Origin of the sequence: Roseateles sp. So40a (genome assembly GCF_048081605.1) — a bacterium.
Taxonomy (GTDB): Bacteria; Pseudomonadota; Gammaproteobacteria; order Burkholderiales; family Burkholderiaceae_C; genus Roseateles.
The window spans coordinates 2,337,890-2,357,681 of record NZ_CP182288.1 but is presented as its reverse complement, the minus strand read 5'-3'; the positions used below and the strand labels follow the sequence as shown (position 1 = coordinate 2,357,681).

Below are 19,792 nucleotides of genomic sequence, written 5' to 3'. Positions count from 1 at the left end.
GTTACGCCCGTTACCGGACGGGGCGCGCTCAGTCCACGAGGATGCCGCGGTTCTTGAGCGTGAGATGGATCTTGTCGCCGACGGTGTCCTTGTTGAAGGGCTTGACGATGTAGCCGCTGGCGCCGAGCTGGGCGGCGCGGATGATGTCTTCCTTGCGGCCCTCGGCGGTGACCAGCAGCACCGGGACCTTGGTCAGCGGATCGGTGGCGGGTTTGGCGCGCAGCGCTTCCAGCATCTGGAAGCCGTTCATGACCGGCATGTTCACGTCGCTGAGCACGAAATGGACGGGCTCGCCGGATTCCTGGGCAAGCTCGAGCTGGCGCAGTGCGGCCTTGCCGTCCTCGGCTTCGAGGATCTTCTTGAAGCCGAGCTCGCGCAGGAGGCCGGAGATGATGCGGCGCATGGTCGAGAAGTCGTCGACCACCAGGAAAGTGAACTCTTCGCGTTTGATCGTCGTGACCATGGGAACCTCGTCGAGGGCGGAATCCTAGCTCGAACCGTCCTCGACAGGCTCGTCTCGTGTGCGGCGTCCGATTTCGCATTGTCCTGACGGCGCGCTCTGGGCGGCAAATTGCATCCGTTTAGAGCTTCTCGAGCTTGATTGAATTGTTGTCGGGCGTCTGCCAATGTGATCGACAGACTCAGTCGATAGTCCGCATCCACTCGGCGATCTCGCTGGATCTCGAGGTGACACGCCAGCAACGCAGCACGCTGGCGAATGCGCAACGGAATCGGGCGCGACGGGTTGCGCAGACGATTGATCAACTGCTGATGTAGCCCGCCGGGATGCCCGATGTTCAGCCCATCGATGTGCTGTTCGATCTCCCAGTCGAGCGCGCGCAGGTGGACGGCGTAGTACGACCGGCTGATCGAGGCCCGCCACGCGCTCTCCATCGGGAGCTCCAGTAGCGCGTGCGCCAAGGTCATCAGATCTTCGATGTGGATGGCCATGTCACACCACGCGAATCAATGCGGCGTTCTGGACTTGCGCGGGCGGCATCGGGTCGGTGCCGACGAAGTCCATGACGAAGCCTTGCAGAAGGAGGCCGGCGTCGAACAGCCTGAGGTGCAGCCGGTTGGAAAGCGCGATCGACGCGTCAATGGAGACGGGAAGGCGCAGCTCATAGAGGACGCTGGCGAAGTCTTGATCGCAGTGTGCGAACAGGCGCGGTGCCGGGCCGATCCACCTCAATCGCTCTTCGCGCAGCACCTGCCCCATGATGTCGAGGGCGCTGCGTGCTCGATGCACAGGAAGCTCATAACCGCGCAGCACTTCGAGCGCCAAGGGTGCAAAGCACGGGTCCAGTCCACCGGGTTCAAGGGAGGATCGTCGGAGCGCGTCATAAGCACCCACCGCACCTTCCAGATCCAGCACGATCACGGCCAGACTCACCGTGGACGCCAGGGTGCCGGTGTCGATGTTTAGGAATCGCGAGGTCAACGCCGCCGCATCGCTGAAGTAGCCCAGGCTCGCCAGGCACGATGCGTGGTTGAACGCGGCCCGCCAGTCGTCGTGCAAGCGACGCGCATTCGCGAACCAGTAGTCCACCTGCTGCCGATCGCCGGTCAGCGTGTGGATGCGGCCACGCAGGTGGCTGGCTTCGAGCGCATCACGCCGCGCCAGGCGGTCCGCGTCCGCCAGCAAAGCGCGGATCTCGTCGTGGTCAGGTGGCAGGAAGTGGCTCATCCGCGCTTCCAGCGCGGCAAGCCGCGTGTCGATCACGGGCGCGGTCAGGGTCTGGAGTGCCAGCGGCATGAGGGACCTCTTGGAGGAATGGGATGCCCCATCCTCGGTGACCGGTTCATTCGCCGCCATGACCGACTTGCGTGCATCACGCCCGATCGCCACCTTGGATAAGTCGACCGGCCGACTTGAATCCGTCAGCGGCGGCGTCCCAACTCGCTCACGCCCTCACGCTGCCTCTCGATGCTCGTAGTACGGCCGCTCCCGATCGTCGAGGATCGCCTGCATCGCCGCCACATCCCCCTTCGGATCGAGCCACGCATCCAGGTGTTCCTCCTTCAGCGGGATGACGCACCGGTCATGCCCCGCGGCGGCGATCTCCGGCGGCGGGTCGTCCGTGATCACGGCGAAGGACAGCAGCGGCGGCTCCGCCGGATCGCCGGTGGGCGAGGTCCACGCCGACCACAGGCAGGCCACCAGCATGTCGCCCAGGCCCTGCGGCTGGAACTCCAGCACGACGCTCTTGCCGTCGCGCTGCACGTTCTCGTAGAACGCCGACGCCACCATCACGCCGTGATGCACGCCGAACTGGCCTTTCCAGAAGCCCTCCAGGCTGTCACGTCGTGCGTTGTAGGTGCCCGGGTACTTCGTGTCGTAGAACGCGGGCTTGCCGGCCGGGCGGCATTGGTAGCGCATCGGCTTGAGCACGCGCTGCCCGTCCTCCATCACCATCACCGGCACATACCAGCCGGGATAGATGCGCGCGTCCTGCGGCTCGGTCGGCGCGTCGCGGCGCAGGTCGCTCAACCAGCGCAGGCGCTGCTCGATCTTCGACAGCGCGATGCGCCGGCTGTCCTCGGCGGACTTCGTCGGCCTGCCGGCCAGCTTGCGTTCCGCATCCGCCACCCGACGCCGCAAGTCGAAGAGTTCCTGCTCGATGTCCCTCGTCCGGGTGGCCTTGTAGGCGACGATCGCGTCCCAGGCCTGGCGCTCCTCCTCCGACCGAGGGTCCGAGAACATCGCCTCCATCGTCTTGGGCAGGGGGCGCTTGCGGCCCTCGTTGCGCTCCCAGAAGAGCTCGACGTACTCGGCCAGGGCGATCTTCACGCCCATGCGGGCGCAGAAGGTCTTCCACTCCTGACGGATGCGGGCGCTGTAGCACATCAGCCCATCCTAGCGCCGCCCCTCAGCCGTGGTCGTCCAGGGAGACCCCCAGGCTCGAGGCCTTGTGGCCCGCTCGCGGGAGGGCCTTGCCGGCACGGGTAGCATGGCCGCCATGACCGCCGCGCCATCCCCCTCGACCTCGACCTCGACCTTGGCCTCGGCCTCGGCCTCGGCCACGCCATCCCGTTCCGCACCGTCTGACCCCGTCGCCGAGCTGTTGCGCCATGCCGCGCGCACCTGGATCGCGCCGCGCTTCCGCCATCTGGGCGACGACGAGGTGATGCAGAAGGCGCCCGGCGAATGGGTGACCACCGTCGATCGCGACGTCGAGGCCTTCCTGACCCCGGAGCTGCTCGCGCTCGCGCCTGGCTCGCGCGTGGTCGGCGAGGAGCAGTGCGCCGAGACCCCGGAGCTGCTGGATCATCTCGACGAGGGGCAGGTCTGGCTGGTGGATCCGCTGGACGGGACCTTCAACTTCATCTCGGGGCGCGAGCCGCTGTCGTCGATGGTGGCGCTGCTCGAGGACGGCGTGGCCGTCGGCGCGTGGATGCTGGACCCGATCGCCGGGGTGCTGCACCACGCCAGGCGCGGGCAGGGCGCCTGGCGCGAGGGCGAACGCCTGCGCGCCGCGTCCGGACCGGGCCTGCGCCGCGCCGTCGTCAAGACGCGTTTCCTGCCGCCCGAGGACCAGGCCCGCGTGGCGACCTGGTCGGGCGTGGAGATCCTGCCCGGTCTGAACTGCGCCGGCGCCGAGTACCCCGCGCTCGTGCACGGCGATTTCGACGTCACCGTGTACTGGCGCAAGCTCGCCTGGGACCACGCGCCGGGCACGTTGTTCGTCACCGAGGCCGGCGGCGTCGCCGCGCGTTTCGACGGCACACCCTACCGCGCGGGCGACCGGCATCCGGGCCTGCTCGTGGCCCGCAGCCGCGAGGTGTGGGACGAAGCCGCCGCGGCCTGGCGGACGGCGTAAGGTCCCCCCTCGGAATTTTTCGCCGGAGCGCCGATTGCCGCCCAGGCCGTCGATGACGGCCTCGCTTGCTTCTCCGGTTCCCGACCCGCGCCCGGACCCGCTTTCCAACCCGCCGCCCGCGGCGACCTCACTGGACATCGCCCGGCGCCTGGACCGGCTGCCCTGGTCGCGCTGGCATTGGCGCGTGGTGCTCGCGCTCGGCGTGGCCTGGGTGCTGGACGGCCTGGAAGTCACGCTGGTGGGCTCCGTCGGGGCGGTGCTGGAGCGGCCCGACACGCTGGCGCTCAGCGCGGTCCAGGTGGGGGCCTCGGGCTCGCTGTACCTGGGCGGAGCGATCGTCGGTGCGCTGGTCTTCGGGCGAATGTCGGACCGGCTGGGGCGCAAGCGGCTGTTCCTGGCCACGCTCGCCGTCTATGCCGTGGCCACGCTCGCGACCGCGTTCTCGCCGAACTTCGCGTTCTTCGCGCTGTGCCGCTTCATCACCGGACTGGGCATCGGCGGCGAGTACGCCGCCATCAACTCCGCCATCGACGAACTGGTCCCGGCACGCGTGCGCGGGCGGGTGAACCTCGCCATCAACGGGAGCTTCTGGATCGGCGCGGCGCTCGGGGCGGCGTCCAGCCTGCTGCTGCTGCATCCGGCGGTGTTCGGGCCGGTGCAGGGATGGCGCGTGGGCTTCGCGATGGGCGCGTTGCTGGCGGTGGGCATGGTGCTGGTGCGGCGCCACGTGCCCGAGAGCCCGCGCTGGCTGCTGCGCCACGGCCGCGTGGACGAGGCGCGCGCGATCCTCGATGCCATCGAGGCCGAGGTCGCCGCCGAGCGCGGCCCGCTGCCCGAGGTCCCGCCCACCACGGCGCGCGAGCATCGCCGCGCCGTGCCGACGATGCGCGAGGTGCTGCACGTGCTGCTGCGTAGCTACCGCGCGCGCAGCGCCGTGGCGCTCGCGTTGATGCTGGCGCAGGCCTTCTTCTACAACGCGATCTTCTTCAGCTACGCCCTGGTGCTGACGCGCTTCTACGGCGTCGAGGACCACCGCGTGGCGCTCTACATCTTCCCGTTCGCCCTGGGCAACGTGCTGGGGCCGCTGCTGCTGGGGCCCTTGTTCGACAGGGTGGGGCGGCGCCGGATGATCGCGCTGACCTACGGTCTGGCCGGCGTCGGGCTGGCCGCGACGGGTGTGGCCTTCGTCGCCGACGTGCTCGACGCGCGCTCGCAGGCGCTGTGCTGGTCGGTGGTGTTCTTCTTCGCGTCGGCGGCCGCCAGTTCCGCGTACCTGACGGTCAGCGAGGTCTTCCCGCTGGAGATGCGCGCGATGGCGATCGCGATCTTCTACGCGGTGGGGACCGGCGCGGGCGGCTTCGTCGCGCCGCTGCTCTTCGGCTGGCTGGTGGAGAGCGCGCAGCGCGTCAATGTGGCCGCGGGCTACGGCCTGGGCGCGGTGCTGGTGATCGTGGCGGGGCTGCTCGCGCTGCGGTTTGGCGTCGACGCGGAATGCCGGCCGCTGGAAGACATCGCCCCGTCGATGGATTCATTGGATGGCAGAGGCTGAACAGCGCTAGATCGCCGCCGCCGCGGCGGGTCCGCTCAGCCCTTGCCGAACCAGCGCCGCACGCGCCGACGCCAATCCAGCCATTGGCGATGGCGCGATCGGTCGATGCGCTTGACGTCGATCAGCGTGACGTCGCCGCAGGCCGACATCGTGTGCAGACCGCTGGTGAAGGCGGGATGGGCGAGGTCGCCGGTGAAGGTCTCGGGCAGGGCCGACACGCGCGCCTCGTCGGGCGTGAGCCGGTCGAAGCGCACCCACCGCGTCGCGCTGCCATAACCCGCGCTGCTGTCCTGCACCGGCAGCGTCACGCGGCCGGCGTCATCGACGAAGGGTGTGCCTGCGGGCCGCGCGCCGTCGTGGGCCGAGCGAACCGGGTTGCGCGCGTGCGGCATCCACGGACCGAGCAGCTCATCGGCGTAGGCCACGTGCAACTCGCGCTGGTCGCGCTTGTCGGGTCCGATGACGGCGTAGAACATCCACCAGCGCCCTTCGTGGCGCAACAGCGAGGCATCCACCGCGCGCACGCCGGGCAGCAGCGCGGCCACGCGTTCCCATCGCTCCCAGCGGTGGGCGCCGTTCTTCGCGCCGTCGATGGCGCGGTACAGCGCGACTTCCTCCGCCTGGCTGGTCTCCGGCACCATCCAGACCTGACCCTCGTGCTCGAAGACGAAGGGATAGGAGAGGTGGAAGGGCTGGCGCAGCACCGGCTGCGGCGCGCTCCAGGTGGTGTCGGAGAGGTTCAACGTCAGCCGTTGCAGATCGGCGCGCTTGGTCCGGTAGTCGAAGTTCTCGACGAACACATGCAGCTCGTCGCCCTCGCGCAGCGCGAACGGGTCGGCGTAGTAGCACCAGTCACCGGCGGGCGGCATCCACACGATGTCGTCGCGCAGCGCCTTCAGCCGCTCGGGGCTGAGGCGATCGAGACGCTCGGGGACGACGCCGACGGTCCAGAAATCAGACTTCGGTCGCTTGATCACGCCGCATCATGCCCCGGATCGGATCAGCCGCGCGCGTCCTCGACGCTCAGGCCGGCGAGGCCCTGCACCGTGGCGCCCTGGCGCGCGATGACGTCCTGGTACAGCGCCAGCGTGGCGCGCACCGCGGTCGAGCGGTCGTAGCGGTCCATGTCGTAGACGACCGGCTGACGCGCGTTGCGGTGACGTTCCTCCAGCGCCGCGGCGATCGCCTGACCCATGGCCGGGGCATCGTCGACCGGCACGATCGCCGATTGCGCCGGATCCAGCATCTCGCGCGCGCCCAGCGTGGCGGTCGCGACGATGGGCAGCCGCGCGCGCATCGCTTCCAGGATGGCCAGCGGGAATTGCTCCTCGCGCGAGGAGGACACGTACAGGTCCATCTCGCCCAGCAGTTCATCGACGTTCCAGCGGAAGCCGAGCAGGTGGATGCGCTTGTCCTCGCCGCGCAGCGCCTCGAGTTCGGCGCGCTGCGGGCCTTCGCCGATCAGCACCAGGTGCGCGTCCGCGGGCGCGTGGCGCTGGAAGGCCTGGATCAGCGTGTGCATGCCCTTGGCCGCGTGCAGGCGGCCCACGCAGCCGATCACCGGCGCGGTGGCGGGGATGCCGAACTCCATGCGCAGCGAGCCCGACGGGGCCTTGGACGCGCAGGTCCCGCTGCTGCGCTCCGGCGCCCAGTTGTAGATGACGCGGTGCAGCCCGCCGAAATCCTTCAGGCGATCGACCTGCGCCGAGTTCACGCACACCAGCGCGTCCAGGCGCGCATGGTGGTGGGTCTTGTAGCCGACGTGCAGCGTGCCCACGCGGGCGCTGCTGGTGGCCGCAGCCGTCGCCTTGCAGGCCGGGCCGAGGTGGCCATGGACGATGTCCGCGCCCAGCCGAGCCGCCAGGCGCTTCACCCGCGCGCCGCGCAACAGCGGCAGATGCAGGCCGTGGAAGCTCACGCGCGGGTCCAGCGCGTGGCGCACCGCCGATCCGGCCGGTCCGATCACATGCACCGTGTGGCCCAGCGCCGCCTGGGCATTGGCCAGGTCGATGCAATGGTGCTCGCCACCGGCGATGCGTGAGGAGAAGACCACATGGACGATCGAGAGTGCGCGCATGTCGATTCGGCAAAAAGGCTAAAAAACGTCCGGAGTCTATTTCTTAACATTCAGCAATACAGACCTCGTTTCCCCGTAAACGTGGGGTGTACATATGCCAAGGACGGGTGGAGCGTGCGCAATTTCCTGGTCAGTCTTCACGTCACGCGAACACCCCATGACTTCCGGCTTCACGCCGAAGTGGCTACCGCACGTAAGCGAAATGATCGTGAAGGGCCCGCGAGTTCCCGAGGGCCAGGCCTTGCGCGACGAAGCGCCGAATCCCTGGGATGAACTGCAGTCATGACCACCAGCCAGCGCGGTCATTGAAGTTAAGCTAGCGCGCCTTTTTGCGCCCTGCGCACGAAGAACACATCTTTACGCCACTTGCCACGTTCCGCGGAGCCCGCTTCCATGATGCGTTTGTCGCTGATTGCCCTTGTCGTTGTGACTGTCCTTGCCGGTTGCGGCAAATCCTCCCCGGACAAGAAGGCCACGCCCGCGGACGCCGCGGCCAGCGCGCCCAGCCTGCTGGTGGCCCAGGAGGACGTCCAGACCGTGGGCGTGAGCCAGTACGCCAGCGGCCCGGTGATCACCGGCTCGATCCAGCCGGAACGCCGCGCCGATCTGCGCGCCGAGCTGCAGGCCATCGTGCTGCAGGTCTACAAGGAGAACGGCGAGCGCGTGAAGCGCGGCGACCTGCTGGTCCGCCTGGACGACACCGCCATCCGCGACACCGTGCAATCGGCCGATGAATCGGCGCGCGCCTCGGCGCAGAGCTTCGAGCAGGCCGAGCGCCAGTACCAGCGCCTGAAGACGCTGCAGGCGCAGGGCATGAGCTCCATCCAGGCGATGGAGGATGCCGAGATCCGCCGCAACAACGCGCAGAGCGACCTCGTCGCCGCCCGCGCCCGCGTGGCCACCGCCCGCCAGCAGCAGCAGCGCACCGAGGTCCGCGCGCCGTTCGACGGCGTGGTCAGCGACCGCAAGGTCTCGCCCGGCGATTCGGCCCAGATCGGCAAGGAGCTGATCAAGGTGATGGACCCGGTGTCGATGCGCTTCGAGGGCCTGGTGTCGGCGGACCGCATGTCCGAGCTCAAGCTCGCGCAGACCGTCTACTTCCGCGTCAACGGCTATCCGCAGGTGGACTTCCAGGGCAAGGTGCGCCGCATCGCCCAGGCCGCCAATGCCAACACGCGCCAGGTCGAGGTGCTCGTCGATTTCGCCGGCGCGCAGCAGCCCGGCGTCGCGGGCCTCTACGCCGAGGGCCGCGTGCAGACCAACAGCGTCTCGGCGCTGATGGTCTCGGACAGCGCGCTGGTGCGCGAGGGCGACAAGTCCTTCGTGTGGCGCGTGGACGCGGGCAAGGTCACCAAGTCGCCAGTCAAGCTCGGCGCGCGCGATGATCGCCTGGGTCTGTTCGTGATCGCCGACGGCCTGAAGCAGGGCGACCGCATCCTGCGCAGCCCGACCAGCACGCTGATCGATGGCCAGCGCGTGGAGCTGGGCAAGGCGACGACCACGGTGGCCAGTGGCGCCAATAGCGGAATGAGCGGCGGCAAGGGCGCCGGCGCGCTGGTGTCGCCGGTGCCGGCCGCGCCGGTGGCCTCGGCTGCCTCGGCCCAGTGACACGCGCAGGAGACTGAGCCATGTTCCTCTCCAATTTCTCGGTCAAGAAGCCGATCGCGATGATCGTGATCATCATCGGCTTGATGGCCCTGGGGTTGCTCGCGCTATCCAAGCTGCGCGTCAACCAGACCCCCGACGTCGACATGCCGCTGCTGGTGGTCAGCATCAGCTACCCGGGCGCCTCGCCGGAAACCTCCGAGCGCGAGATCGTCAACCGCATCGAGAAGTCGCTGCAGAGCATTTCCGGCGTCAACGAGGTGCGGTCCACCTCGGGCGAAGGGTCCGCGCAGCTGCTGCTGTTCTTCAACTTCGACAAGAACATGATCGAGGCGGCCGACGAGGTCCGCAACGCGATCGCCGCGGTCCGCCACAAGCTCCCCACCGAGATGCGCGAGCCCGTGCTGCAGCGCGTGGATCCGTCGGCGCAGCCGATCATGCAGCTGGCGCTGTCGTCCAGCAGCCAGTCGCATGCCGAGATCTCGCGCCTGGCCGAGGACCAGCTGGCCGACCGCTTCCGCGCCATCCCGGGCACGGCCACGGTGACGGTGAACGGCTCGCTCAAGCGCGAGCTGTCGGTGCTGCTCAACGCGCAGAAGCTGCGTGAGTTCAACGTGTCGGTGACCGAGGTCGTCAACGCGCTGCGCATGCAGAACACCACCGCGCCGGTGGGCAAGGTGCGCGGACAGCTCGAGGACCAGAGCATCCGGCTGCTGGGCCGCATCGAGTCGCCGGCCGATTTCAACCAGATCGTCGTCAAACGCGCGGGCAGCGAGCTGATCCGGCTGGGGCAGGTCGCCACGGTCAAGGACAGCTTCGCCGAGCAGACCGGCCTCTCGGTGCGCAACGGCTATCCCAACGTGGGCATCGCGGTGACGCGCTCGCGCGACGCCTCCACGGTGAGCGTGGCCAAGGACGTGCGCAAGCTGGTCGAGGAGATCGCCGCCACGCTGCCCAAGGGCACGACGCTCGAAGTGGTGCAGGACGGCGGCCAGGACGCGCAGGACAGCCTCAACAACGTGATCCACGCGCTGGTCTTCGGCGCGGGGCTGACGATCTTCGTCGTGTACGTGTTCCTGAACTCGTGGCGCTCGACGCTGATCACGGCGCTGTCGCTGCCGACCTCGGTGGTCGCGGCCTTCATCGCGGTGTGGCTGTGCGGCTTCACGCTGAACTTCATGAGCCTGCTGGGTCTGTCGCTGGCCATCGGGGTGCTGATCGACGATGCGATCGTGGTGCGCGAGAACATCGTGCGGCACATGGAAAGCGGCGCCGACCGGCGCACCGCCGCGCTCAAGGGCACGGCCGAGATCGGGCTGGCCGTCGCGGCCACGACCTTCTCCATCGTCGCGGTGTTCATCCCCGTGGCCTTCATGCCGGGCGTGTCCGGCGAGTGGTTCCGCCCGTTCGGGCTGACCGTGGTGGCCTCGGTGCTGGTGTCGCTGTTCATCTCGTTCACGCTGGACCCGATGCTGTCGGCCTTCTGGGGTGATCCCCCGGGGCACCACGAGGCGCCCAAGACCGGCATCTCGAAGATGCTGCAGGGCTTCAACGAGTGGTTCGACCGACAGGCCGATGGCTACGGCCATGTGATCGGCTGGGCGCTGCATCACCGCCGCTGGATGGCCGTCTTCGCGGTGCTGAGCTTCGGGCTCGCGATCTTCCTGCAGTCGCATTTCGGCGGGACCAGCTTCCTGCCGGCGTCGGACTCCGGGACCATCGCCATCGAGGTCCGCACGCCGGCCTCGTCCAGCCTGGAGTACTCGCGGCTGAAGATGGGCGCGGCCAGCGCGCTGTCGCGTGAGATCCCCGAGGTCGTCGCCACCAACGAGAACGTGAACGCCAGCGGCGGCCGCGTCTACGTGGACCTGGGCAAGAGCACGAAGCGCAAGCGCAGCGCGGCCGAGATCGCCGCGGACCTGCGCTCGCGCGTGGGCCGGATGGTCGGCGCCGAGTACGTGGTGCTGGACGACCTGAACAACGGGGCGCAGAAGCCCGTGCAGATCCGCTTCCATGGCGCGGACTCGCGCAAGCTGATGGCGATCACGACCGACTTCATGGAGAAGCTGCGCCGCGTGCCTGGCGCCGTGGACGTCGGTCTGTCGGAGCAGGACCCGCAGAACGAGCTGCAGATCGAGATGAATCGCGGTCTGGCCAACTCGCTGGGCATCTCGGTGGGCGACGCGGCCAACGCGCTGCGCGTGGCCTTCGCCGGCGTCGAGGTCGGCGACTGGGTCGACCCCAGCGGCGAGACCCGCGACGTGGCGGTGCGACTGGCACCGGAGGACCGCGTCGACGCGAGCAACATCGAGCGCCTGCCGATCGCGGTGACCGGCGCCGGCGTGATGGTGCCGCTGGAGCAGATCGCCACGGTGACGATGGGCAAGGGCCCGGCGAAGATCCAGCACTCGGACGGCAAGCGGATGATCGCGGTGTCGGCCAACGCGCATGGACGCTCGCCCGGCGAAGTGACCAAGGACGCGCTGAAGCTGGCGAAGTCGATCAACTTCCCGCCGGGCTACGGCATCGAGCTGGCCGGCGCTTCCAAGGACCAGGAAGAGGTCTTCGGCGCGATGTTCATCGCGCTGTTCTCCGGCATCGGGCTGATGTACCTGATCCTGGTGATGCAGTTCGGCAGCTTCACCGCGCCGATGGGCGTGATGCTGTCGTTGCCGCTGTCGCTGATCGGCGTGGTGGTGGCGCTGCTGCTGACCAAGGGCACGCTGAACCTGATGAGCTTCATCGGGATCATCATGCTGGCCGGCCTGGTGGCCAAGAACGCGATCCTGCTGCTGGACGCGGCGCGTCAGGAAGAGGCGGCGGGCGTGCCGCGCGAGGAGGCGCTGATGCACGCGGGGCGCAAGCGCTTCCGTCCCATCCTGATGACGACCTTCGCGCTGATCGCCGGCATGTTGCCGGTGGCGATCGGCATCGGGGAGGGCGGCGAGTTCTACCGGCCGATGGCGGTGGCCATCATCGGCGGCACGATCACGTCGACCTTCCTGACGCTGCTGATGGTGCCGAGCTTCTACGACAGCATCGAGATGTTCCGCGACAAGCAGCGCCGACGCGTGGAGCAGGCGTCCCCGGGTTGGGGCAAGGTGCGCGCGGGCGCGCTGAACCGGGTGATCGAGCTGGCCGTCATCGTCGGCTTCATGACGGGGCTGATCTTCGTGTGGTGGGTGATCGAGTCCCTCATCAAGCGCCGCCGCCCGGTGGCGCACCACGAAGCGGTGCTGGGCGCGGGCGACGACTGATCGCGCGACGCTCGACGCTCCAACGACAAGGCGCCTCTCGTGAGGCGCCTTTTTCATTCCGAGGAACCGCACCGGAAGCGAGGACGACTGGGAGCGCTTCCTGAAGATTCGGAGTGAGCGCAATGTCTCGACCTACAGAACAAACGCCTCGACGGGCACCCCGATGTGCTTCGCGCGTCCTGCTGTCAGCCTGCCTGCTGTTCGGCCTCTCGGTCTGCAGTGAGGACGATGAGGAGCCCGCCGGGCCCGAGACCGTTGCTCCGGCAGAGAAGCAAGAGGAACGGGAGAAGCACGAGCGGGAGAAGCAGGATCGGGAGAAGCAGGATCGGGAGAAGCCGGATCGGGAGAAGCCGGATCGGGAGAAGCCGGATCGGGAGAAGCCGGATCGGGAGAAGCCGGATCGGGAGAAGCCGGATCGGGAGAAGCCGGATCGGGAGAAGCCGGATCGGGAGAAACCGGATCGGGAGAAACCGGATCGGGAGAAGCCGGATCGGGAGAAGCCGGATCGGGAGAAACCGGATCGGGAGAAACCGGATCGGGAGAAACCGGATCGGGAGAAGCCGGATCGGGAGAAGCCGGATCGGGAGAAACCGGATCGGGAGAAGATCGAGCGGGAGAAGCAGGCGAAGATTCCCCGCTTCTCGATCGGCGGTCAGGTCAGCGGCCTGGCATCGGGGCGGAACATCACGCTGCGCACGGCATCCGGCGAGGAGTTGCCGGTCAATGTCAACGGCGCCTTCCACTTCACGAAGTTGCTGATTTCGGGCGAGGCGTACCAGGTGGAGATCAGCCGGCAGCCGCTCTGGCAGTTCTGTGAAGTCCAGGAAGGCCATGGCCAGGCCATGTCCTCCATCAGCAGCGTGAAGGTGCTTTGCTCCGACGCGGTGGCCGAGGTCACGACGCTGGCCGGATCGGGCAAGGCGGCTTTCGCCGATGGCCAACGCCTCGCAGCCTCCTTCAATGATCCCGGACACGTGACGATCGACGTTCACGGGAATGTGTACGTCGCGGACTACCGTAACCATCGCATCCGCAAGATCACCCCCGAAGGCAAGGTCTCGACGCTGGCTGGCTCCGACGTGGGGGGGGTCGCCGATGGGCAGGGCGCCGACGCTTCATTCGGATCTCCGCTCGGCGTGGCCGTGGATCATCAGGGACACGTGTACGTGGCGGACAGCACGAACCATCGCATCCGCAAGATCACGCCCGAAGGCAAGGTCTCGACGCTGGCTGGCTCCGACGTGGGGGGGTTCGCCGATGGGCAGGGCGCCGACGCTTCATTCGAATCTCCGCTCGGCGTGGCCGTGGATCATCAGGGACATGTGTACGTGGCGGACAACAGGAACCATCGCATCCGCAAGATCAGGCCCACCGGCGAGGTCACGACCTTGGCTGGCTCGGGCAAGGCGGCCTTCGTCGATGGCATGGGCGTCCAGTCCTCGTTCCGCAATCCGACAGGTGTGGCCGTGGATCATCAGGGCCACATGTACGTGGCGGATCGACGCAACCATCGCATCCGCAAGATCACGCCCACCGGCGAGGTCACGACCTTGGCTGGCTCGGGCAGCGCGGCCTTCGTCGATGGCATGGGCGTCCAGTCCTCGTTCAGCAGTCCGACAGGTGTGGCCGTGGATCATCAGGGACATGTGTACGTGGCGGACAGCAGGAACCATCGCATCCGCAAGATCACGCCTGCGGGAGAAGTCACCACCCTGGCTGGATCGGAGAAATCAGGGGACGTCGACGGACAGGGCGCCATGGCGTCATTCAACGCTCCCTACGGCGTGGCTGTGGACCAGGAAGGGAATGTATACGTCGCGGATGGATCAAATCACCGCATCCGCAAGATAAGCCCGCGGCGAGCGCGCTGAGCTGCCGTCAATCCTGAGGCGCTCAAAGCACTCGGCCTGGATTCAACAACCCGGCCGGGTCCAGCGCCTGCTTGATCTGCCGCATCAGCTGCAGCGCCACCGGGCTCTTGCGCTGCGCGAGCTCCTCGCGCTTGAGCTGGCCGATGCCGTGTTCCGCGGAGATCGACCCGCCGTGCGCCGCCACCTGGTCGTAGACCAGCGCGTTGACGGCCGCTTCGTGCTCGCGCAGGAAGTCCGCCGGCGCGACGCCCTCGGGCGCCTGGACGTTGTAATGCAGGTTGCCGTCGCCCAGATGGCCGAAGTCGACCAGCCGCGAACCGGGGAAACGCTCGGCCAGCAGCGCATCGCAGCGCTCGACGAAGGCCGGGATGCGAGACACCGGCAAGGCGATGTCGTGCTTGATGTTCAGGCCTTCCTCGCTCTGCGCCAGAGGGATGGACTCGCGCAGGTGCCACATCGCCTGGCTCTGCGCGAGGCTCTCTGCCACCGCCGCGTCGTCGATGACGCCGCGCTCGAGCGCCTCCTCGAGCAGCCCCTCGAACTGCGTGCGGGCGTGGGCCTCGCCCTCGCTGTCGGACAGCTCCAGCAGCACCGTCCACGGCCTCGGACCCAGCGGCCGCGCCAGCTGCGGGAAATGTCGCGCCACCAGCGCCAGCGACAGCGCGTTCATGACCTCGAACCCGGTGAGCGCCGCGCCGCAGCGCGCTTGCGCCAGCCCGAGCAGGGCGACGGCGTCGGACAGCGTGTCGCACGCGGCCAGCGCCGTCATGCGCGCGCGCGGCAGCGGGTGCAGCTTCAACGTCGCCGCGGTGATCACGCCCAGCGTGCCTTCCGAGCCGATGAACAGATCGCGCAGGTCGTAGCCGGTGTTGTCCTTGCGCAGGCCCGACAGTCCGTCCCACACGTTGCCGTCGGCAGTGACCACCTCCAGCCCGAGGCAGAGCTCGCGCGCGTTGCCGTAACGCAGCACCTGCGTGCCGCCGGCGTTCGTGGCGAGGTTGCCGCCGATCGTGCAGCTGCCCTCGGCGGCCAGGCTCAAGGGGAACAGGAATCCCGCCTCGCGCGCGGCCTGCTGCAGCGTCTGCAGCACGCAGCCGGCGTCGACGGTCATCGTCAGGTTGGACGGATCGATGTGACGGATGCGGTTCAGGCGCTGCAGGCTCAGCAGCAACTGCGTGCCCGAGGCGTCCGGCACCCCGCCGCCGACCAGGCCTGTGTTGCCGCCTTGCGGCACCAGCGCCACGCCGTGCTCGCGCGCGAGCGCCACGACGGCCGCGACTTCCTCGGTGTCGCCGGGCCGCACCACCGCGAGCGCGCGTCCGATGTAGCGCTTGCGCCAGTCGCGCTCGTAGGCGGACAGGTCGTGATCGATGGCGCGCAGCACGTGCGCGTCGCCGAGGCGCGCGCGCAGCGCGGCGATCAGCGCGTCGTGATCGACGGAAGGCACGGTGCCGTTGCTCACGGCGTCTCCTCACCCGCGCGGCGGGCTTCGGCCAGGCGCAGCCGGATCTGCGCCGCGCAGGCCACGAAGATCGTCACCGACAGCACCACCTCGACCCACGCCAGCGCCATGCCCCAGCCGCCCTCGGAGGTGCCGCGCACGAGGCCCTCGGTGACGTAGAGCCAGATCATCAGGCTGAGCCAGCGGTAGGTGTACATGCGGTAGCGCCACAGGCCCGGCAGCGGCAGCAGCAGCGGCACGGCCTTGATGGCCAGCGTGCCGCTGCCGGTCGGCGCGAGCCAGAGCTCCCAGGCCAGGCAGATCAGCGCCAGCGCCAGCGTCGCGAGGAAGGCCACCTGGCGGCTGCCGCGCTCACGCGGCGTGGGCTCGGTGCGCGCGGTGGCCGCGCGAGGTTCGGCCATGATCGACGAGGCTTCTGGGCTTGACATGACTGGCATCATAGCCAGCATGACCAGTCGAGAAGAGGCGCCCACACAGAGCTGGCGCGAGGGAATCCGGGAGCTCGGACGCGAGTTGTTGACGTGGCCGTACGCGCGCACCTTGCGCCTGTTCGTGCAGCGCTTTCGGGAGGAGCGCCTGGGCCTGACCGCCGGCAGCCTGACCTTCACGACGCTGATCTCGCTGGTGCCGCTGCTGACCGTGGCGCTGGCGCTGTTCACCGCCTTCCCGATGTTCTCCAGCTTCCAGTCCGCGCTGGAGAAGTACTTCCTGAAGTCGCTGATCCCGGACAACATCGCGCGTCCGGTGCTGATGTCGCTGACGCAGTTCGCGGCCAAGGCCAATCGGCTGGGCGTGGTCGGCCTGATCGTGCTGGCGGTGACGGCGCTGTCGCTGATGCTGACCATCGACCGCACGCTCAATCAGATCTGGCGGGTGCAGCGCCCGCGCCCGATCGCGCAGCGCGTGCTGGTGTACTGGGCGGCGATGACGCTGGGCCCGTTGCTGCTGGGCGGCAGCCTCACCGTCACCAGCATCCTGATCACCTACAGCCGCGACCTCGTGGACAACATGCCGCGCGGCCTCGTGGTGCTGCTCAACAGCGTGGACCTGGTCGTGCTCTGGGGCGCGATCGCCGCGCTGTTCCATTACGTGCCCAACACCGACGTGCGCTGGCGCCACGCGCTCACCGGCGCGGCCTTCGTCGCCGTGGCTTTCCACCTGGCCAAGCAGGCGCTGGCCTGGTACGTCAAGCAGGTGCCGACCTACTCGACGCTCTACGGCGCCTTCGCCGCCGTGCCGATCTTCCTGATCTGGATCTACGTGGGCTGGTCCATCGTGCTGCTGGGCGCGATCCTGGCCGCCAACGCGCCCGCGCTGGCCGGTGGCGTCGACGTGCGGGCGAACAAGCCGGGCATGCCGATGGCGCTGGCGCTCGATGTGATCCGCGAGCTCGACGCCGCGCGCAGCGGCGGCGAATCCGGGCTGTCGATGATCGCGCTGTCGCAGCGCATGTGCGTCGACCCGCTGCAACTCGAGCCCGTCCTCCAGCAGTTGCAGAAGCTGGACTGGGTCGGCCGGCTCGAGGAGGAGGGCGCCCAGCGCCTGGTGCTGCTGTGCGAGCCGTCCTCGACCGTGGCCGAGCCGCTGATCCGGGCGCTGCTCGCCGAGCGTCAGGCGGGATTGAACGTGCTCTGGGAGCAGGCCGGCTGGCAGCAGGCCACGCTGGCCACGCTGATCAGCGGTCCGACGCCGCCCAGCGCCGCCGCGGCGCCCTGAGCCCGCCGAGCCGCGTCCTCGCAGCGCTGAGGGCTATCGCAGCCACGTGAGCGCGGCGCCGCCGCCGATCACCGCCAGCAGCGCCAGCACCGAATAGACCGTGCGCCGATACGGCGGCTTCGGCCGGGTCGCGCCGGTGGGTTTCATGCCGTACTTGGGCGTGGCGCCCAGCGGCAGCGCGGCCTTGTCGATCAGCGGCGTGTCGCGGTGCTCGCGGGCGCGCTGCTCCGCCACGCGCAGGCGCGCGGATCCATCGAGCAGCTGCAGCTGCTTCGCCTGGGTTTCGATGTCGACGGTGGCCGGTTGGGTCGGAATCGGGATGTGGGGATGTTTGTCTGGGAACGAGCGTTGCTGCATGTGAACTGCCTTGACTGCCTGCGCTCCCTCGCCTCCGCGAATCGGGCGATTGTCTCGACGTGAGCGCGACGGTCAAGTAACAGGAGGAACAGAAGGAACGCGCGGTGTGGACGCGCCCGCTGCGTCACGCGTGCAGCACCACCAGCAGCGCGGTCGCCGCCTTCTTGGACAGATTGCGGATCGCGTGCGCGCCGTCCACCGCGTAGCGCGCGGTCTCTCCGGTCTTGACCATCTGGCGGCTGCCCAAGGCGGTCACCTCCAGCTCCCCGCTGAGCACGCTCAGGTGCTCGCGCGAGCCCGGCTCATGCGCCGCGGACTCCAGCGCGCCGCCCGGCTGCACGGTCAGCTCGTACCACTCGAAGTTGCCGGCCAGGTCGATCGGGCCGAGGATGCGCAGGCGGCACAGGCCGTCGGGACTGGACAGCCCGGGCGTGGCGTGCGCGGCCACCATCTCGATCGATGGCGCCGCGGGGCGCTCGCCGCCCAGCAGTTCCGACAGCTCCACGCGCAGCGCGTTGGCCAGGCGCCAGACCACGGCGACGGTGGGGTTGGCCTGGTTGCGCTCGATCTGCGAGAGCATGGACTTGGACACGCCCGCCCGCCGCGACAGCTCGTCCAGGGACAGGCCCTGCGCTTGCCGCAACGACTGCAGCGTCGCGCCGACGCGCGGAGGTTCCAGTTTTTCTGAAGGATTGGCGGACATCGTCGTCGGCGGGAAGATGGTGATCTGGCAGCGCGAGCCGGTGGCTTGACCGGTCCGGGCTCTTCCTTGATACTGCACGGCTGTTCGATATAACGAACGCGTTCGATTTAACGGATTGTGCCGCAGGAGCACCGCATGACCAACTTCGCCCCCACGCCGAGCTCGCCGTCCACCGACGACTTCTACCGCCACCTGCAAAACGAGCTGCAGGGCATCCGCGACGCCGGCCTGTTCAAGGGCGAACGCATCATCACCACGCCGCAGGGCGCGATCGTCAAGACGACCGACGGTCGCGAGGTGATCAACCTGTGCGCCAACAACTACCTGGGCCTGTCCTCGCATCCGCAGGTGGTCGAGGCCGCGCACGAGGCGCTGCGCACGCACGGCTACGGCCTGTCGTCGGTCCGCTTCATCTGCGGCACGCAGGACATCCACAAGGAGCTCGAGCAGCGCCTGGCGCGTTTCCTCGGCACCGAGGACACCATCCTCTACGCGGCGGCGTTCGATGCCAACGGCGGGCTCTTCGAGCCGCTGCTGGGCGAGCAGGACGCCATCGTCAGCGACGAGCTCAACCACGCGTCCATCATCGACGGCATCCGGCTGTGCAAGGCCAGGCGCTTCCGCTACAAGCACAACGACATGGCCGATCTCGAGGCCCAGCTGACCGCCGCGCGCGCGGCTGGCGCGCGTCACGTGATGGTCTTCACCGACGGCGTGTTCTCGATGGACGGCACGATCGCGCAGCTCGACAAGATGCGCGAGATCACCGACCGCTTCGGCGCGCTGCTGGCCATCGACGAGTGTCATGCCAGCGGCTTCATGGGCAAGACCGGCCGCGGCACGCATGAGCACCGCGGCGTGTTCGGCAAGGTCGACATCATCACCGGCACGCTGGGCAAGGCGCTGGGCGGGGCCTCGGGCGGTTTCACGACCGGGCGCAAGGAAGTCATCGAGCTGCTGCGCCAGCGCTCGCGTCCCTATCTGTTCTCCAACACGGTGGCGCCGAGCATCGTCGGCGCGTCGATCAAGGTGCTGGACCTGCTGGAGGGCAGCACCGCGCTGCGCGACAAGCTCGAGGCCAACACGACCTATTTCCGCGAGGCGATCCAGCAGGCGGGTTTCCAGATCAAGCCGGGCACGCATCCGATCGTGCCGGTGATGCTGTTCGACGCGGTCAAGGCGCAGCAGCTCAGCGCGCGTCTGCTGGAGCTGGGCGTGTACGCGGTGGGCTTCTTCTATCCGGTGGTGCCCAAGGAGCAGGCGCGCGTGCGCGTGCAGATCTCGGCCGTGCATGAGCGCGAGCACCTGGAGAAGGCGGTGGCCGCGTTCGCGCAGGCGGGCCGCGAACTGGGCCTCGTGAAGTAAGCGCCTTCG

At 68.6% G+C, this 19,792-nt stretch carries 16 protein-coding genes; 7 read left to right on the top strand and 9 right to left on the bottom strand.

The annotated features are described in order from the left end of the window. Positions 1 to 28: 28 nt before the first annotated feature. The 3 genes from ACNI65_RS10875 to ACNI65_RS10865 all read right to left on the bottom strand — a co-directional run bounded on the left by ACNI65_RS10875 (position 29) and on the right by ACNI65_RS10865 (position 2,848). Entirely contained in the window at positions 29 to 463 is a 435-nt protein-coding gene (locus ACNI65_RS10875) for a response regulator (protein WP_416762991.1), read from the bottom strand. A 489-nt stretch (positions 464 to 952) separates the two neighbouring features. Further along, positions 953 to 1,756: a hypothetical protein gene (locus ACNI65_RS10870; RefSeq protein ID WP_416762990.1), complete on the bottom strand. Its 804-nt coding sequence runs from the start codon at positions 1,754 to 1,756 to the stop codon at positions 953 to 955. A gap of 156 nt (positions 1,757 to 1,912) precedes the next feature. Further along, positions 1,913 to 2,848 carry an SOS response-associated peptidase family protein gene (locus ACNI65_RS10865; protein WP_416762989.1) on the bottom strand — a complete coding sequence of 312 codons (936 nt, stop codon included), beginning with the start codon at positions 2,846 to 2,848 and terminating at the stop codon, positions 1,913 to 1,915. A 103-nt stretch (positions 2,849 to 2,951) separates the two neighbouring features. On the opposite strand from ACNI65_RS10865, the gene ACNI65_RS10860 reads away from it, so the two are divergent. Beyond that, positions 2,952 to 3,821 (top strand): inositol monophosphatase family protein, encoded by an 870-nt coding sequence (locus ACNI65_RS10860; protein WP_416762987.1) that lies wholly within the window; start codon positions 2,952 to 2,954, stop codon positions 3,819 to 3,821. Positions 3,822 to 3,873: 52 nt separating this feature from the next. Next, positions 3,874 to 5,370, top strand: a complete 1,497-nt coding sequence (locus tag ACNI65_RS10855) for an MFS transporter (protein WP_416762986.1) — start codon at positions 3,874 to 3,876, stop codon at positions 5,368 to 5,370. Between the two features lie 35 nt (positions 5,371 to 5,405). On the opposite strand, the gene ACNI65_RS10850 is transcribed toward ACNI65_RS10855, so the two are convergent. Together ACNI65_RS10850 and ACNI65_RS10845 are read right to left on the bottom strand one after the other, a co-directional pair. After that, complete coding sequence (locus ACNI65_RS10850) at positions 5,406 to 6,347, bottom strand: hypothetical protein (protein ID WP_416762985.1); 942 nt, start codon at positions 6,345 to 6,347, stop codon at positions 5,406 to 5,408. A 23-nt stretch (positions 6,348 to 6,370) separates the two neighbouring features. Continuing rightward, the gene (locus ACNI65_RS10845; protein ID WP_416762984.1) at positions 6,371 to 7,447 is read right to left on the bottom strand and encodes a glycosyltransferase; all 1,077 of its coding nucleotides are present in this window, start codon (positions 7,445 to 7,447) and stop codon (positions 6,371 to 6,373) included. Positions 7,448 to 7,873: 426 nt separating this feature from the next. Between ACNI65_RS10845 and ACNI65_RS10840 the strand changes: the two genes are divergently transcribed. The 3 genes from ACNI65_RS10840 to ACNI65_RS10830 all read left to right on the top strand — a co-directional run bounded on the left by ACNI65_RS10840 (position 7,874) and on the right by ACNI65_RS10830 (position 14,180). Next, positions 7,874 to 9,055, top strand: a complete 1,182-nt coding sequence (locus tag ACNI65_RS10840) for an efflux RND transporter periplasmic adaptor subunit (RefSeq protein ID WP_416762983.1) — start codon at positions 7,874 to 7,876, stop codon at positions 9,053 to 9,055. A gap of 20 nt (positions 9,056 to 9,075) precedes the next feature. After that, a complete protein-coding gene (locus ACNI65_RS10835) occupies positions 9,076 to 12,309 on the top strand; it encodes an efflux RND transporter permease subunit (protein ID WP_416762982.1) in 3,234 nt (1,077 codons plus the stop codon). A gap of 122 nt (positions 12,310 to 12,431) precedes the next feature. Then, positions 12,432 to 14,180 (top strand): hypothetical protein, encoded by a 1,749-nt coding sequence (locus ACNI65_RS10830; RefSeq protein WP_416762981.1) that lies wholly within the window; start codon positions 12,432 to 12,434, stop codon positions 14,178 to 14,180. Between the two features lie 22 nt (positions 14,181 to 14,202). Here ACNI65_RS10830 and ACNI65_RS10825 read toward each other — a convergent pair whose 3' ends face one another. Both ACNI65_RS10825 and ACNI65_RS10820 read right to left on the bottom strand, forming a co-directional pair. Next, complete coding sequence (locus ACNI65_RS10825; RefSeq protein ID WP_416762980.1) at positions 14,203 to 15,642, bottom strand: FAD-binding oxidoreductase; 1,440 nt, start codon at positions 15,640 to 15,642, stop codon at positions 14,203 to 14,205. Beyond that, entirely contained in the window at positions 15,639 to 16,070 is a 432-nt protein-coding gene (locus tag ACNI65_RS10820) for a DUF2069 domain-containing protein (protein ID WP_416762979.1), read from the bottom strand. The genes ACNI65_RS10825 and ACNI65_RS10820 overlap by 4 nt, the downstream gene beginning before the upstream one ends. 19 nt (positions 16,071 to 16,089) lie before the next feature. Here ACNI65_RS10820 and ACNI65_RS10815 point away from each other — a divergent pair, with 19 nt between their 5' ends. Further along, positions 16,090 to 17,358: a YihY family inner membrane protein gene (locus ACNI65_RS10815; protein ID WP_416762977.1), complete on the top strand. Its 1,269-nt coding sequence runs from the start codon at positions 16,090 to 16,092 to the stop codon at positions 17,356 to 17,358. A gap of 33 nt (positions 17,359 to 17,391) precedes the next feature. On the opposite strand, the gene ACNI65_RS10810 is transcribed toward ACNI65_RS10815, so the two are convergent. Both ACNI65_RS10810 and ACNI65_RS10805 read right to left on the bottom strand, forming a co-directional pair. Next, complete coding sequence (locus ACNI65_RS10810) at positions 17,392 to 17,715, bottom strand: hypothetical protein (protein ID WP_416762975.1); 324 nt, start codon at positions 17,713 to 17,715, stop codon at positions 17,392 to 17,394. A gap of 124 nt (positions 17,716 to 17,839) precedes the next feature. Next, on the bottom strand, positions 17,840 to 18,418 hold the full coding sequence (locus ACNI65_RS10805) for a helix-turn-helix domain-containing protein (protein WP_416762974.1): 579 nt from the start codon (positions 18,416 to 18,418) through the stop codon (positions 17,840 to 17,842). A 135-nt stretch (positions 18,419 to 18,553) separates the two neighbouring features. On the opposite strand from ACNI65_RS10805, the gene kbl reads away from it, so the two are divergent. Then, on the top strand, positions 18,554 to 19,783 hold the full coding sequence (kbl, locus tag ACNI65_RS10800; protein WP_416762973.1) for a glycine C-acetyltransferase: 1,230 nt from the start codon (positions 18,554 to 18,556) through the stop codon (positions 19,781 to 19,783). Positions 19,784 to 19,792: the final 9 nt, after the last annotated feature.

Coding starts and splice junctions, on each gene's coding strand:
- ACNI65_RS10875 (WP_416762991.1), bottom strand. CDS start 463: ATGGTCACGACGATCAAACGCGAAGAGTTCACTTTCCTGGTGGTCGAC.
- ACNI65_RS10870 (WP_416762990.1), bottom strand. CDS start 1,756: ATGCCGCTGGCACTCCAGACCCTGACCGCGCCCGTGATCGACACGCGG.
- ACNI65_RS10865 (WP_416762989.1), bottom strand. CDS start 2,848: ATGTGCTACAGCGCCCGCATCCGTCAGGAGTGGAAGACCTTCTGCGCC.
- ACNI65_RS10860 (WP_416762987.1), top strand. CDS start 2,952: ATGGCCGCCATGACCGCCGCGCCATCCCCCTCGACCTCGACCTCGACC.
- ACNI65_RS10855 (WP_416762986.1), top strand. CDS start 3,874: ATGACGGCCTCGCTTGCTTCTCCGGTTCCCGACCCGCGCCCGGACCCG.
- ACNI65_RS10845 (WP_416762984.1), bottom strand. CDS start 7,447: ATGCGCGCACTCTCGATCGTCCATGTGGTCTTCTCCTCACGCATCGCC.
- ACNI65_RS10835 (WP_416762982.1), top strand. CDS start 9,076: ATGTTCCTCTCCAATTTCTCGGTCAAGAAGCCGATCGCGATGATCGTG.
- ACNI65_RS10830 (WP_416762981.1), top strand. CDS start 12,432: ATGTCTCGACCTACAGAACAAACGCCTCGACGGGCACCCCGATGTGCT.
- ACNI65_RS10820 (WP_416762979.1), bottom strand. CDS start 16,070: ATGTCAAGCCCAGAAGCCTCGTCGATCATGGCCGAACCTCGCGCGGCC.
- ACNI65_RS10815 (WP_416762977.1), top strand. CDS start 16,090: ATGACCAGTCGAGAAGAGGCGCCCACACAGAGCTGGCGCGAGGGAATC.
- ACNI65_RS10810 (WP_416762975.1), bottom strand. CDS start 17,715: ATGCAGCAACGCTCGTTCCCAGACAAACATCCCCACATCCCGATTCCG.
- ACNI65_RS10805 (WP_416762974.1), bottom strand. CDS start 18,418: ATGTCCGCCAATCCTTCAGAAAAACTGGAACCTCCGCGCGTCGGCGCG.
- kbl (WP_416762973.1), top strand. CDS start 18,554: ATGACCAACTTCGCCCCCACGCCGAGCTCGCCGTCCACCGACGACTTC.